This window comes from Rhodococcus sp. 06-221-2 (assembly GCF_002258365.1).
Lineage (GTDB): Bacteria > Actinomycetota > Actinomycetes > Mycobacteriales > Mycobacteriaceae > Rhodococcoides > Rhodococcoides fascians.
The window spans coordinates 141,058-154,528 of record NZ_NOYJ01000038.1 but is presented as its reverse complement, the minus strand read 5'-3'; the positions used below and the strand labels follow the sequence as shown (position 1 = coordinate 154,528).

The following is a 13,471-nucleotide window of genomic DNA, read 5'->3' as shown; positions in this document are numbered from 1 at the left end:
CAGGAAATACCGAAACGTCACGACATTCCCTTCGCTGGTCCTAACCAGATCAGGTTCGACGGGTGTGATCTCAGCCCTGACGGGCACCCCGTGTCGCGGTCGACTGTACCTGTAGGTCTCTCTACTGCTTTCTTGCGCTCGACGTAGACAGCCGAACACAACCGTATGCAGCGATCAGCCGATGACAGCCCAGCCGTGGGGAGGAACGCTTACCCGTCCGTCGTTCAGGTGCGCCTCACCGGCCAGTACTTCGCTGCCCCGGGCCGGGTAGTCGATGGCCTCGTCGCCGAGGTTGAGCGCCACCGTCATGGAATTGTCGTCCGCGTACACGCGGTAGAGCAGCGCGGTGTTGGTGAGCTCGAGTGTCTCGGTGCGTGCGGAGTACAACCACGGATTGCGACGCCGAACTGCGATCAGCTCCTGATGCACTCGGTAGACGGGCCAGCCGTACGGGGCGAGATCCTCGGAAGTGTCCGGGTATTCGGGACGCACCTCGTCATCACCGCCGACGCGATCTTCCTTGATACCGCGGAATGCCTGCTCGTCGCCGTAGTAGATCATCGGCATACCGCCCACGGTGAACAGAACCACCAACGCGTGCAGCAGATGTCGCTCGTCCTCGATGACGCTGGCGATGCGATTGACGTCATGGTTGCCGACGAACGTGGCGGGCACGAAGGCGTCGAGCCAACCGTTGTGGCGCTCGAGGGCATGCGAGAGCTCGAAGAAATTCTTCTCGCTCAGCCCACTCCAGATCGCCTTCCACAGTTCGTACTGCGTCACCGAGTCCAACGTGGAGGCCGAGACGATCCGGTCGTAGTCACCGTGGATGACCTCGCCCAGAAAGTATGCGTCCGAATGCTTCTCGCGAACCTTCGGCAGCACCGCGGCCCAGAAGCGTGGCGGTACCGCGTAGGCCGCGTCGAGCCGCCAGGCGTCGACGCCGCGTTCGAGCCAGTGCGACAGCACGTCCACCACGTACTGCTGCACGTGCGGGCTCTCGTGGTTGAGCGCGACCAGTTCGTCGTGGCCCTCGAAGTTGCGATGCGTCGGCTCGTCGCCGGACCAGTCGAGGTGGAACCACTCCGCGGCCTCGGAATCCGGGCCCTCGGCCAGGGCCTCACGGAACTTCGGAAAGCTCTGCGCCACATGGTTGAAGACGCCGTCGAACATCACTTTCAGACCGCGGGAATGCGCCGCAGCGATCAGCGAATCGATATCCTCGTCGGTGCCGAGCCGACCGTCGACGTGGTAGTAGTCGACAGTGTCGTAGCCGTGCTTCTCCGACTCGAAGATCGGACCGAGGGCGATGCCCGACGCACCGAGCTGGAGGGCGTAGTCGAGCCACTTCTCGATTCTGTTCAGCCGGTGCAGATCCGATTGGGATTCACCGTCCCATCCGTGCACCGGAGCGCCGGTGAAGCCGAGCGGGTACAGGTGCCACCAGATGGCGTGCTTCGTCCACTCCATCAGGACGCCTCGATCGAGTCGCGACCGAGCTCGCCCGCGCCGGTATGGCCGGACAGGCTGGTCACCAAGTCGAATTCGGCCAGCAGGCAACGCAATACGTGCGCAACACCCTCCTGCCCGCCGAGGGCGAGACCGTAGAGGAACGGGCGGCCGAGAAGAACCGCATCGGCACCGAGCGCCAGCGCCTTGGCCATGTCGGCACCGGTGCGCACACCGGAGTCGAACAGGATCGTCAGTTCGTCGCCCACAGCCTCGACGATGGACGGCAATGCGTCGAGAGACGGCCTGGCACCGTCGATCTGACGTCCACCGTGGTTGGAGACCACGATGCCGTCGACTCCGTGGGCGGCCGCCTCTCGGGCGTCGCCGACGGTGCAGATGCCCTTGAGCACGATGGGACCGTCCCAGTGCTCGCGCAGGAACGCGAGGTTCCTCCACGACAGGCCGGGATTGGGGAACATCTGCGCCCAATGCATGGCGGCGGCAACAGGATTCTCCTCGACGGGCTGAGCGAGTCCGGCTTGGAACGCCGGATCGCTCAGATAGTTCTCGATTCCGAGGTTGGCCAAGAACGGAAGGTACCCGCGGTCGAGATCGGCGGGCCGCCAGCCCAGCAACGTCGTGTCGAGCGTCAGCACCAACGTGGTGAATCCGGTGTCCTTCGCACGCTGCAGGAAGCTCAGCAGTACCGATTCGTCCGTCGGCCAGTACAACTGATACCAGCGTGGCGCATCTCCGCCCGCCTCGGCGATCTGCTCGAAGGAATGCGATGCCTGCGTCGAATGTATGTACGGCACACCGAGTTCCGCAGCCGCGCGAACCGTCGCGAGTTCACCGTCGGGATGGGCGAGAGTCTGAATACCCACCGGAGCGATCAGCAGCGGTGCAGGCATGTCGGTGCCGAGCACGGTGCACGCATGATCACGCGAGGCCGAGCTGCGCAGCATCCGCGGCGTGATGGCCCACCTGTCGAAGGCGGCCCGGTTCGCACGCGCCGTCGAGCCACTGCCCGCGCTGGCGACGATGTAGCCGAGCGCCTCAGGCGAGAGCTTCTCGGCAGCCTGGTCCTCCAGCCTCGCCAGGTTGGTGGTGATCGACGGTGTCTGCTGAGCGAACATTCCGGCGGTGTAGATGCCGAGTTGGTGATCGCTGAAGTTGCTGGGCCTGGCCTCGGTCATCGTTCGACCCTACCGGGGCACCGCCGAGGATCGGGCGAGAAATGCGTCCAGCAGCGCCGAGCACCGCTTGCGAGCTGCAGCTTCGGAGTCGGCAATGTCTTGCCTGATCTGGTGCACGTCCACCGCATGTTCGACGCCGTCGCGCTCCCACGCGGCCGCCCATGCATCGTAGGTATCGAGGTCGATCTCGGGGTGGAACTGCAACCCGAGGTGCGGGCCGCAGACGAAGGCCTGCTGCGCAGCCGCGTTGCGGGCGATGACCGTGGCCTCCGGCGGCGCGACGAACGTGTCGCCGTGGAATTCCATCCACGGGCCCGAGGCGACGAGCTCGGGATCGGACGTCTCGACGTCGACGAATCCGTACTCGGGGTACTCGGACTTGCGGACGGATCCGCCGAGCACGCGAGCAAGCAACTGGCCGCCGAAGCACACACCCAGAACCGGGACCTGCGCATCGATCGCCTGCTGCACGTACGCGATCTCCGGCGCGAGCCATGTCAGCGTGTCGTCGTACGCGGCGTCGGGTGAGCCCATGACCACGACCAACTGCGCGTCGGACAGGGCCGGTGGTGCGACGTCGGGACTGTGGTCGAAGGAGTGCACGTCCAACAGGAAACCCCTGGTACGCAATTCGGCGGCGAGGGTGCCGATATCGCGACGCGCCAGGGACGGGTCCCGGTCGTGGACGAGAACTACGGCGCGCGGGTCGTTCGGGTATGTCACAGGGCTCCTTTACGGTGTTCGTGCACACCGTACGACAGACTGGATCCGATGCCACCTCGTAAACGCACTGCCCGATCCACCACTGCCCGCACCGTCAAGGCCGGGCAGAGCAGCGCTGCGCGAAAGTTCGCGGCTGCGAGAAACGGTGAGCCTGCGGCGAAGAAAGCTGCCCCGAAGAAGGCCGCACCTCGCAAGAGAGCAGCCCCGCGCAAGACCTCGCCCCGCAAGTCCGCCGCCCCCGATCTTCGGGTGCCCGATCCCGGCGAGCGCGTGTGGGTGTTGGACGTGCCGTTCGAGGATCGGTCCGCGGCGGGCGCAGCGGGAGCGCGCTGGTACCCCGGACCGCGCGTGTTCGCGTATTACGGAACCGAACTGCCCGAGTACCTGCAGCCGTACGAATCGATGCCGTACAGCCTGCAGCGGTGGCTCGAGGACGACGCGAACGACAGTTGGCGCGACGAAGAGGTGCGCGAACGGGCGATGCAGCCTCGCGACACCCAACTCGAATCGGTCCGACGCCATCTGGCCGCGCTCGACGCCGGCTTCCCATACTTCGCGCAGATGGATTCGACAGGTCTGGGTAAGACGTTGGCCGTGTGCGAGGCCGTGCGGCAGATGTCGGCCGCCGAGATCGGCACGGTTCTGGTGGTGGCACCCAAGGGTGCGCTGCCGGGGTGGCGTCGCACCATTGCAGACAGCGAGGCCGATATCGAACCGTCCGACCGCAAGCGTTGGTTGCTGATCACCTATCAGTCCACCAAGAAACTGCTGTCGGTTCCCCCCGAGACCGATCTGGGCAAACGTAAACGGACGCAGAACAAGCGGACCATCTCGCTGGGAGAGCTGCGGTTCGACATCGACGTGGTGATCGCCGACGAGTCGCATGCGTTGATGAACATCGAGTCGCAGCAGTCGCAGATCCTCTGGCGGTATCAGGAGGCGGCTCGATCCGTGGTGTGGATGTCTGCCACTCCCGGCTATCAGCCGCTGCATTTCGCGTACATGGCCCGCGCCGTCGAACGCAGCCGCGGCGTCGAGATCCTCGGCGACGACGAGTATCTCGGGTATGCCGTGACGATGAAGTGGGCGGAGTTCCTCATCGAGTCCGGGTTCGCCGTCAAGGCAGGGAAGGCGACGACGGGGTTGACCACGTGGCGGTGGGAGCCCGAGGACGCGACGACGCGAGCCCGCGACATCGCGTCGGTGCACGGCTGGTTGTCGGGAGGCGCTGTGCCGTGGTCTATTTCGCGGCCGTCCCCACCGACTCCGAGGGAGCCCCTCGGCCAGGAACTCACGGCCGCGCAGAAGCGGCTGTACAACTCGGCGTGGGTGGACTACCGCAAGGAAGTCGGCCTGCCGATCTGGAAGGCCGTCGGCGGAAAGCGAGTGCTGCAGAAGAATCCGAGTACTCGTGCGGCGACGCTGCGTTTTCGCCAGAAGTGCTCGTACCTGCGCATTCCCGCGTCTGCGGATCAAGTCCGGACGTGGGTCAAGGCAGGCAATCAGGTGTTCGTCTCGATGTTCTACCGCGAGTCGGTCGCTGCTCTGGCCCAGACACTTCGAGACGAGGGGCTCGAGGTCGCCGTGGTCGACGGGAGCATGAGCAGTCCCGAGCAGGAGGCGTCGATCCGCAGTTTTCAGACCGGCGACGCGTCGGTCATCGTCTCGACCACCACGAGCGCGATCAACCTGCACACCAACGAGTTACTGCTCCCGGAGGGGACGGTCTCCACACTCGCACCGCGCGTGACGCTGATTCACGATCCTCGGTGGACACCCATCGACATCAGGCAGATCGAGGGCCGCGCCAACCGCATCGACAAGGACCACAACCACACCACGTCGACCTGCTACTACGGCTACGCCGAGGGCACCGTCGAGGAGGAGATGGTGCTCACCGGGATCGAGCGCATCGCGGATCTGGGATCGATCGTGGGGCAGGCGGATCTGATCGATCCGGAGGCTTTCCTCGCGGCGAAAGTGGATGCCGGAAAATAGCGACAATTGTGAGCAATCGTCCACGCGCCCGAGTAGGTTCGGTCCCATCGACAATTCGTCGATAGTGGGCTCACTTTGGCACCAGGAGTAGTCATGATCGTTCTCGGAATCATCCTCGCCCTCATCGGCTATTTCGCCGGCATTTCAATTTTGACGACTATCGGCATCATTCTGGTGGTCGTCGGCGCGGTTCTGACGTTGCTCGGTTCGATGGGGCGCGCAGTCGGTGGCCGCAAGACGTGGTTTTGACATCCACGTTAGAACATACGTTCGATTTCTGTTAGTCTGAGCGGGCCCCCGGAGTTGGCGATGCGGCCAGCGGAGCCACTTCGGGCGGTCCATATCGGGCGGTAGACAGTGTCGAAGGCGGTTGCGCGCGGTGGCATCCGACGAGCGCGACACCGACCCGGTTGCCGGCTCGCTCTACCGCGTCGGCGATCGGTGGGCAGAACGAGCACCTACTCACTGCACCAACGGCCATCCGCTTGTCGCCGGTTCGGTACTGGTGGGTTCGCGTGCTTGCTCGTGTGAGCGGGGGCATCACCGTACCCATCAGTGCCAGAGGTGCAATCTCGTGCGGTTCACCCCAGAACTCGGTGCCACGTGCAGCGACGCCAGCTTCGATTCTCGCGCGGCGCGGTCACGTCCGGCGATCGTGGACAATCGGGGGCATGAGCAACAGTGACGCCGTCGTCGACCTGGTGCAGCTGAGGCACGATTTCACCCGCTTCATGATGAGTTACAAGTTCGGAATCGACGAACTGATCACCAAGATCAACATCCTGAAGCAGGAATTCACTCACATCCACCGCTACAGCCCCATCGAGCATGTCTCGTCGCGACTCAAGACGCCCGAGAGCATCGTCGACAAGGCTCAGCGCAAGAAGTGCGCACTGACGCTCGACGCCATTCGCGAGAACATCTTCGACGTCGCAGGTGTCCGCATCACGTGCAGCTTCATCTCCGACACCTACCGCATCGCGGACATGCTCAGTAGTCAGACCGACGTTCGAGTCGTCGAGGTCAAGGATTACATCGCGAACCCGAAAGCCAACGGCTACAAGAGTTTGCACCTCATCGTCGAAATTCCGGTGTTCATGTCCGATCGCGTCCAACCGGTCTTGGTCGAACTCCAGATCCGCACGATTGCCATGGATTTCTGGGCGAGCCTCGAGCACAAGATCTTCTACAAGTACCGCGGCCAGATTCCGCCCACCCTGTTGGCGGAATTGACCGAGGCCGCCGAGACGGCCAACACGCTGGACGAGAAGATGGAAAGCCTGCACGACGAGGTGGAGGAACTGAACGGCGATTCCGACAACTCCATCACTCTCGGCGCGATGCCTCCGATGGCATTGCCTCCCGAGCTGCTGCACATGTTGCTCACCGCGCAGGCCGAAGCAATCGACCCGGACTGACGATGCCTTCGAAGAACGTCAACCCCGCTGCTCGACGGCTGAGCAGCGGGGTTGTCGGTTCGTGCCTGCGTTATCCGATATGTACCGGGGTGTCGCCGACGGGCAGGTCGTCTTTCTTCGCGCGGACGAGCAGCAACACGACCGGGCTCACCAGCGCTACGAGGATCGCGGCGGTACCGAATGCCCAGGCGTAGCCGGAGACCTCGGCCGAGAACGCGTGGTCGATGGTCGCGAGCACGAAGTTGCGGATCGGCTCCGGCAGCGCGGCCAACATCTCGTCGCTGGGCACTTCCTGGCCGGCGAGAGCTTCCGCGGGAACTCCCGCGGGCGGAGTCGGTGCCGGATTCTCGGCCAGGTACGAGGTCTTGGACGAGGTGTAGACGGTGGTGAACACCGCAGCACCGAGTGCACCACCGACCTGCAGGGTGGCGTTGATCAGCGCCGATGCGGCACCTGCGTCGTGATCGGGAACGCCGATCAGTGCGACGTTCTGCATCGGAACCATCAGCAGACCGAGGCCGAGGCCGAGAAGTACGACGCCCGGCAGGACGTGCGTGAAGTACGAGGTGTCGACGCCGATCTGGGTCAGCAGCAGCAGGCCGACTGCGGAGACGACCGGACCTACGGCCATCAGCGGCTTGGGTCCGATCTTCGGCACGAGTGCAGAAGCGAGCGCGGCCGTGATCAAAATGCCGCCGGTCATCGGGAGCGACGCGACGCCGGCGATCACCGGGCTCATCTCCAGCACGATCTGGAAGTAGAACGTGAGGTACAACGTGCCACCGAGCAGGGCAGCGCCGATGACGGCCGAGCCGATGTACGCGGCACCGCGGTCACGGTCGAGCAACACACTCAACGGCAGCAGTGGGTTGGCGGACTTGGACTCGACGACGACGAACGCGGCCAGCAGAGCGAGGCCGAGCGCGATGAACGAGATGGTGGGTACCGTCGCCCAGCCGTCTTCGGCCTCGGTGAAGCCGTAGACCAGCGATGCCAGACCGAGAGCGACGAGGATCGCGCCGGGCAGGTCGTAGCGGGTGTCTCCGTGAGCCTTGCTCTCCTTCACCAGCGGCACCGCTGCGGCGATGGCGAACACTGCGACCGGGATGTTGACCAGCAGGCACCAGCGCCAGTTCGCGTATTCGGTGAGCACTCCGCCGAGGAGTAGGCCGACCGCTGCGCCGCCACCGGCAATGGCACCGAAGACGCCGAACGCTTTGGCGCGTTCCTTGGTGTCGGTGAACGTCACCGTCAGGATGGCCAGTGCTGCCGGGGCGAGCAGTGCAGCGAACACACCCTGGCCGGCGCGCGCGATGAACAGCTGCCAGCCTTCCTGAGCGAGTCCGCCGATAGCGGAGGCAACGGCGAAGCCTGCCATGCCGACGATGAACGAGCGCTTGCGTCCCCAGTAGTCGGCGATGCGTCCGCCGAGCAGCAGCAGTGCGCCGAACGACAACGCGTAGGCGGTGATGACCCAGGCGCGGCTGCTGTCGCTGATGCCCAGGTCCAGCTGAGCCTGCGGCAGCGCAATGTTGACGATCGTGCCGTCGAGCACGATCGTGAGCTGCGTGATGGCGACGATGCACAGCACCAGCCATCGGCGCTCGTAGTTCGGATTCAGATCCGGCGCTTCGCGCTCGGAGAGCTGCGACATGTTTCTACCCCACTCGTACTCGTTGATTCTGGGCACGAAAAATGTCCCGAGCAAAAAGGTAGGCGACCCAGAACCAATAGTCAAACGAACTAGTTGGTTGGGGGTATGGTGACCGCCATGAAACCTGACGCCAGTGCGACCCGCGCCCGCATCGTCGTCGCCGCCCGGGACGAGTTCTCGGTACACGGGCTGGCCGGGGCCCGCGTCGATCGGATCGCGGCCGCGGCCAAGGCCAGCAAGGAACGTCTGTACGCCTACTTCGGCGACAAAGAAGCCCTGTTCCGGGCCGTCGTCGAGGACGGGTTCGCGCGGTTCATCGACGAAGTACCCTTCGCCGTCGACGACCTCGGCGGGTACGCAGCGCGCGAATACCTGCACCTCGCTGCGCATCCCGAGGAGCACCGACTCCTGCTGTGGACCCAGCTGCAGGGCGGTATGGCGACCTCGGGCACCGACGACATCCACTCGGTCATCGCCGAGCGCCACAGGGCCATGGCCGACGCCCAGCGAGACGGACTGATCTCCGACGCCTTCACCGTCGAGGATCTGATCACCATGATGTTCGGCATCACCTCGGCGTGGATGACCGCGCCGAGCCTGCACTGCGAGCCTGCCGACGACGCCGAAATTCAGCGTCGGGCGTCGAAAATCGAAGCCGCCGTGCGTCGACTCTGCGCTCCGTAGCGCTCTCTATCGATATCTAGCTTCGATGCAAGAGTGCGGAATACTGGGGTAGCGGCCCCCATTTCCGCAAACGCGCGCGCGTTTGCCAAACGCGCACAAATTAGACACCGATCACGTCGCTATTCTGCGCGCATCTGGCAAGTGCGCTCGCGTTTGTCACCCCGGTCGGCTGCGTCCTCGACCGCACACACGCGGGACGCCCCACCACGCCGAGTGCACGTGGTGGGACGAGTCTCGAACTACGGCCGGCATCTACGACGCACTACACCGGGAGTTTCTCGCGTCCGGTTTCCTTGATGGTCAGCACCGTGAGTACGCCGATCACGCAGACACCCATGACCCAGTAGGCGGGTGACATGGCGTTGCCGGTCGACTCCACCAGTTGAGCGGCGACGTACGGTGCAGTTCCGCCTGCGGCGATGGTCCCGATGTTGAAGCCCAACGACACTCCGGTGTATCGAACCGCCCGCGGAAAAAGCTCGGTGAACAGTGGGAACGCGGGTACCTGCACGACTCCGTTGAGAACCATGTAGACGAAGTACACACAGCCCACCACGATGATCGACGACGTCGCGCCGAGGATCATGAACACCGGCAACGCAATGACGACATACGCAGCGTAGCCGCTGAGCAGTACCGGTTTACGCCCGAATCTGTCGGTGAGCATGCCGCTCAGCGGGAAGGTGGCACAGGCCAACGCAATTGCGATCGCCGATGTCCAGTAGACCGAGTCCTTGGAGAATCCGAGGTCGTTGATCAGGTACACGCTGAAGTACGTCAGACCGATGTAACCGGATCCGTTCATCGCGATCGCAATTCCGACGACACGTAGCACCGACCACGGCTGCTTCTTCACGACATCGCTCAACGGGCTCTTCGCAACCTCGTTCTTCGCCGCCATTTCCTCGAACTCCGGGCTGTCTTCGAGCTTCAGCCGCACTCGCAGACAGACCAGAGCGAGGGGAAGTGCAAGCAGGAACGGAATGCGCCAGCCCCACGACGACATCTGGTCGTCGGTGGTGACGAGGGCGACCACACCGACCACGGCTGCGGCGACCGCGAATCCGAGGGTGGAACCGATCGGCGTGAACGATCCGAAGAAGCCGCGACGGTTCGGCGGTGCCGACTCTGCGATATAGGTTGCTGCACCGCCGATTTCACCTCCCGCGGAAAATCCTTGGGCCAGTCGGATGATGACGAGCAGAATCGGTGCCAATACGCCCACACTCGAATGTGTGGGCAGCATTCCCAGAACTCCGCACGCGATGCCCATGCAGACCACCGTCACGACCAGAGCCTGTCGACGACCCTTTCTGTCGCCGAGGCGTCCGAAGAAGATTCCGCCGAGCGGACGTGCGACGTATGCGACTCCGAATACCGCCAGGGTCGCGAGGATGGACACGCCGGGGCTGGTGGACGGAAAGAACAGTGGCGCAATGACTACGGCGAGAAATCCGTAGACGGCGAAGTCGTAGTACTCGATGAGCGTGCCGACGCCACCGGCGAGCGCGGCACGGCGCGCGGTGGTGGTGTCGGCTTTCGGTGCGCTGGTGACCGTAGAAGGCTGGTCGACGTTCGTCATCGCGCTGTTCCCTGTCCTGTGAGTGGTTGCTTGCTTCGGTGTTCGGCCAGAAGTAGTTCGTACGATCCGCCGGCCTCGATGACTGCGACAGTACGAGGGCTGGGCGCACTACCTACCAGGGATCGCCCATCGGCAGTGGTCAATGCTGCTCGTCGCCAATCGAGTTCGACGGCATCACCGGTGACGACCGCGCCGGAGACATCCGGAATGGTGATGAGGGGTACTCCGTTGAATGTCTCTCCGCGCCAGAATCCCGGCGAGAACGACTCGGCCACGATGGCCTGGATACCGGCGTTGCGCAGAGCCACCATCGGCGGATAGTGCGGGTGGCCGTAGCCGAAGTTCCGGCCGCCGACGATGATGTCGCCCGGCCGAACGCGATCGACGAAACCCGGATCGTATGCGGTCATGCAGACCGACCTCAGATGCTCGGGATCGTACGACTTGATATTCGCAACGCCGACAACGAGATCGATGTCGAAGTCGTCGCCGAAGACCCAGGCGACTCGGCCGGAGATGACGTCGGGCGGGGGTGGGTAGGCGCTCACGAGCCCACCTGCTGGATCGTGCCGGCCAGCGCGCTGGCGGCGACGGTGTACGGAGAACCCATGTAGATGTTGGCGTCCGAGCTACCCATCCGGCCGGAGATGTTGAGCACGCCGGTCGATATGCAATTCTCGCCCGCCGCCAACGGCTTCTGATAGCCGAAACAGAAGTCGCAGCTCGACACTGCAATGTGCGCACCAGCCGCGCGCAGTACGTCGAGCAGCCCCTCTCGCTCTGCCTGATCGTGCACCTTCTGCGACGTGGGCACGACATTGAGCTCCACACCGGGAGCCACGGTGCGTCCGTCGAGCACGAGTGCCGCGGCCCGCAGATCCTCGATTCGTCCACTGGCACATGATCCGATGAACGCCTTGGTGATCGGAGTGCCGGCGAGTTCGGCTGCAGTGTGGGTGTTGGCTGCACGCGCCGAGCCGGGCTGCACGACCTGCGGCACGATCTGGGCGAGGTCGATGGTGTGCCGAGCTGCGTAGGTCGCATCGGAGTCTGGGTGGACCGGCGTGAACGACTGTCGCGCAACATCGTTGGCGTAGGCGAGTGAGGTTTCGTCCGGTTCGAATATCGCGGACACGGCTCCGGTGAACATCGCCATGCCGCACAATCCCTGCCGGTGATCGATTTTCATCGACCGGGCACCGGGGCCACCGAATTCCATCACCTGGTGTGCGCACCCGTCGGCCCCGACGAGGTCGATGATGGTGTGCACCAGATCGCGACTGTCCACTCCCGGCGCGAATTCTCCGTACAGGTCGAACCGCGTCGTCGCTGGGATATCCACGTAGAGTTGGCCGGTCACCCATGCCTCGATCAGATCTCGGCGGATACCCCAGCCCAACGCACCGAACGCCCCGATTCCGCTGATGTGGCCGTCGAAGTGGACGAGGAAGTCACCGGGGATGGCCAGGCCGAGTTCGGCGGTGAGTTGGTGCCCGATGCCGCGGCCCTCGTGCAGCTCGATTCCGTAGTACTCGCACCACTCTCGGGTGACCTGGTGTACTTCTTGTTCCCGGTCGTTGCGCTTGGTCAACATGTGATCGATGAAGACGACGTACCGAGACGGGTCCTCGAGTGAGGTGATACCGAAGTCGTCGCGCATCTGCCGGAACATCACATCGGTGTACCCGGGAAAGTCGTACGCGATCATCCGCGCCGGTCGTACCGCATGGTTCTCACCGGCACGCACTGGGTCACCGCCACAGGTCCGACCGAGGATCTTCTCGACCATCGTGAACGCGGCCGATGTCATCGGTTCGCCTCTGCAGGAAGGTACTTACGCTGCTGCGCTTCGACTTCGGGAAAACCGATGAGGTCCACGAACTCGTGGTGCTGCAGCGCGTCGGCACTGACGTCGGCGGGAGCTTCGCCTGCGGCCAGGCGACGCAGAGTCTCGCGTGCGGCACCGGTTGCGGCCATCAGCACCTGAGTGGGCAGCAGGGCCAGCCGCACTCCGATCTGTGCCAGAACCTCCGGAGTGAACTCCCGCTCGGTCCAGGTCGACGCGGTGAGCGTGGCCATCAGCGGAACCCCGACCGCTCGGTGACAGTTCTCCCACTGCTCGACGGTCTCGAACGTCTTCGTCACCGGCATGATCATGTCGGCTCCGGCGTCGACGTAGGCCTGTGCGCGCATGATCGCCTCGTCGCCACGTGCGTCGGTGCGTGCGATGAGCAGAACGTCGTCCGGCATGGAATCACGCACCGCCCGAACCTTGCCCGACGCCTCCTCGACGGAGATCAAGTCCACCGGCTCGCCGACGCAGATCGGGCATTTCTTCGGCGACAGCTGGTCCTCCATGAACACACCCTGGACGCCGGCCTCGGCGAACCGCGTCGCGGTGCGCGCGGCGTTGACGGCGTTTCCGTAGCCCGTGTCGATGTCCGCGACGAGGGGCAGAGACGATGCCTCGCGAATGGTCCGGACGGCCTGCAGGTTCTCGGTCATGGTGTACAGCTCGGCGTCGGGCAGTCCGAGCGCAGCCGATACGGCGAAGCCGGACGCGCACAGCGCCGAGAAGCCCGCCTGCTCGGCCAGCTTGGCCGTCAACCCGTCCCAGACGCCGGGCGCATACACCAGGCCTTGTTCGGTCAGGCCTCTCAAAGTCATCGTCACGAGCACTCTCCGTTTCGTATTGCGGAACGCCTTCCGAATTTAGAGTGGCTCGGATCACAAGTCAATACCCGTGGATCGATAGCGCATCGCG

At 64.2% G+C, this 13,471-nt stretch carries 12 protein-coding genes and 1 riboswitch; of the genes, 4 read left to right on the top strand and 8 right to left on the bottom strand.

Annotated features, from left to right (window positions below):
• Nucleotides 1–8: 8 nt before the first annotated feature.
• A riboswitch (TPP riboswitch) is annotated at nt 9–101 on the bottom strand.
• Between the two features lie 73 nt (nt 102–174).
• The 3 genes from CH281_RS26305 to CH281_RS26295 are packed head-to-tail and all read right to left on the bottom strand — an operon-like array spanning nt 175 to nt 3,371.
• On the bottom strand, nt 175–1,470 hold the full coding sequence (locus CH281_RS26305) for an alpha-amylase family glycosyl hydrolase (protein WP_094695905.1): 1,296 nt from the start codon (nt 1,468–1,470) through the stop codon (nt 175–177).
• A complete protein-coding gene (locus CH281_RS26300; protein WP_094695904.1) occupies nt 1,470–2,648 on the bottom strand; it encodes an alpha-hydroxy-acid oxidizing protein in 1,179 nt (392 codons plus the stop codon). Before CH281_RS26300 ends, CH281_RS26305 begins: the two co-directional genes overlap by 1 nt.
• 9 nt (nt 2,649–2,657) lie before the next feature.
• Nucleotides 2,658–3,371 carry a type 1 glutamine amidotransferase gene (locus CH281_RS26295; protein ID WP_094695903.1) on the bottom strand — a complete coding sequence of 238 codons (714 nt, stop codon included), beginning with the start codon at nt 3,369–3,371 and terminating at the stop codon, nt 2,658–2,660.
• A 48-nt stretch (nt 3,372–3,419) separates the two neighbouring features.
• Here CH281_RS26295 and CH281_RS26290 point away from each other — a divergent pair, with 48 nt between their 5' ends.
• The 3 genes from CH281_RS26290 to CH281_RS26275 all read left to right on the top strand — a co-directional run bounded on the left by CH281_RS26290 (nt 3,420) and on the right by CH281_RS26275 (nt 6,787).
• A complete protein-coding gene (locus tag CH281_RS26290) occupies nt 3,420–5,369 on the top strand; it encodes a helicase-related protein (RefSeq protein ID WP_256984038.1) in 1,950 nt (649 codons plus the stop codon).
• A gap of 93 nt (nt 5,370–5,462) precedes the next feature.
• A complete protein-coding gene (locus tag CH281_RS27090) occupies nt 5,463–5,618 on the top strand; it encodes a DUF6131 family protein (RefSeq protein WP_094611554.1) in 156 nt (51 codons plus the stop codon).
• A 422-nt stretch (nt 5,619–6,040) separates the two neighbouring features.
• On the top strand, nt 6,041–6,787 hold the full coding sequence (locus CH281_RS26275) for a GTP pyrophosphokinase (RefSeq protein WP_032373497.1): 747 nt from the start codon (nt 6,041–6,043) through the stop codon (nt 6,785–6,787).
• Nucleotides 6,788–6,857: 70 nt separating this feature from the next.
• Here CH281_RS26275 and CH281_RS26270 read toward each other — a convergent pair whose 3' ends face one another.
• On the bottom strand, nt 6,858–8,477 hold the full coding sequence (locus tag CH281_RS26270; protein WP_230591034.1) for an MFS transporter: 1,620 nt from the start codon (nt 8,475–8,477) through the stop codon (nt 6,858–6,860).
• 81 nt (nt 8,478–8,558) lie between these two features.
• Between CH281_RS26270 and CH281_RS26265 the strand changes: the two genes are divergently transcribed.
• Nucleotides 8,559–9,125: a TetR family transcriptional regulator gene (locus tag CH281_RS26265; protein ID WP_027495174.1), complete on the top strand. Its 567-nt coding sequence runs from the start codon at nt 8,559–8,561 to the stop codon at nt 9,123–9,125.
• Between the two features lie 262 nt (nt 9,126–9,387).
• Here CH281_RS26265 and CH281_RS26260 read toward each other — a convergent pair whose 3' ends face one another.
• Genes CH281_RS26260 through CH281_RS26245 form a run of 4 tightly spaced genes read right to left on the bottom strand, consistent with a single transcriptional unit; the run spans nt 9,388 to nt 13,374 of the window.
• On the bottom strand, nt 9,388–10,707 hold the full coding sequence (locus CH281_RS26260) for an MFS transporter (protein ID WP_094695902.1): 1,320 nt from the start codon (nt 10,705–10,707) through the stop codon (nt 9,388–9,390).
• Nucleotides 10,704–11,255, bottom strand: a complete 552-nt coding sequence (locus CH281_RS26255) for a 3-isopropylmalate dehydratase (RefSeq protein ID WP_094695901.1) — start codon at nt 11,253–11,255, stop codon at nt 10,704–10,706. Before CH281_RS26255 ends, CH281_RS26260 begins: the two co-directional genes overlap by 4 nt.
• Entirely contained in the window at nt 11,252–12,517 is a 1,266-nt protein-coding gene (locus tag CH281_RS26250; RefSeq protein WP_371828224.1) for a 3-isopropylmalate dehydratase large subunit, read from the bottom strand. The genes CH281_RS26255 and CH281_RS26250 overlap by 4 nt, the downstream gene beginning before the upstream one ends.
• Nucleotides 12,514–13,374 carry an isocitrate lyase/PEP mutase family protein gene (locus CH281_RS26245; protein ID WP_027495170.1) on the bottom strand — a complete coding sequence of 287 codons (861 nt, stop codon included), beginning with the start codon at nt 13,372–13,374 and terminating at the stop codon, nt 12,514–12,516. Before CH281_RS26245 ends, CH281_RS26250 begins: the two co-directional genes overlap by 4 nt.
• Nucleotides 13,375–13,471 lie beyond the last annotated feature (97 nt).

Bases quoted from the DNA above. Each gene is read 5' to 3' on its own strand.
- CH281_RS26305 (WP_094695905.1), bottom strand. From the start codon at position 1,470: ATGGAGTGGACGAAGCACGCCATCTGGTGGCACCTGTACCCGCTCGGC.
- CH281_RS26300 (WP_094695904.1), bottom strand. From the start codon at position 2,648: ATGACCGAGGCCAGGCCCAGCAACTTCAGCGATCACCAACTCGGCATC.
- CH281_RS26290 (WP_256984038.1), top strand. From the start codon at position 3,420: ATGCCACCTCGTAAACGCACTGCCCGATCCACCACTGCCCGCACCGTC.
- CH281_RS27090 (WP_094611554.1), top strand. From the start codon at position 5,463: ATGATCGTTCTCGGAATCATCCTCGCCCTCATCGGCTATTTCGCCGGC.
- CH281_RS26275 (WP_032373497.1), top strand. From the start codon at position 6,041: ATGAGCAACAGTGACGCCGTCGTCGACCTGGTGCAGCTGAGGCACGAT.
- CH281_RS26265 (WP_027495174.1), top strand. From the start codon at position 8,559: ATGAAACCTGACGCCAGTGCGACCCGCGCCCGCATCGTCGTCGCCGCC.
- CH281_RS26260 (WP_094695902.1), bottom strand. From the start codon at position 10,707: ATGACGAACGTCGACCAGCCTTCTACGGTCACCAGCGCACCGAAAGCC.
- CH281_RS26250 (WP_371828224.1), bottom strand. From the start codon at position 12,517: ATGACATCGGCCGCGTTCACGATGGTCGAGAAGATCCTCGGTCGGACC.
- CH281_RS26245 (WP_027495170.1), bottom strand. From the start codon at position 13,374: ATGACTTTGAGAGGCCTGACCGAACAAGGCCTGGTGTATGCGCCCGGC.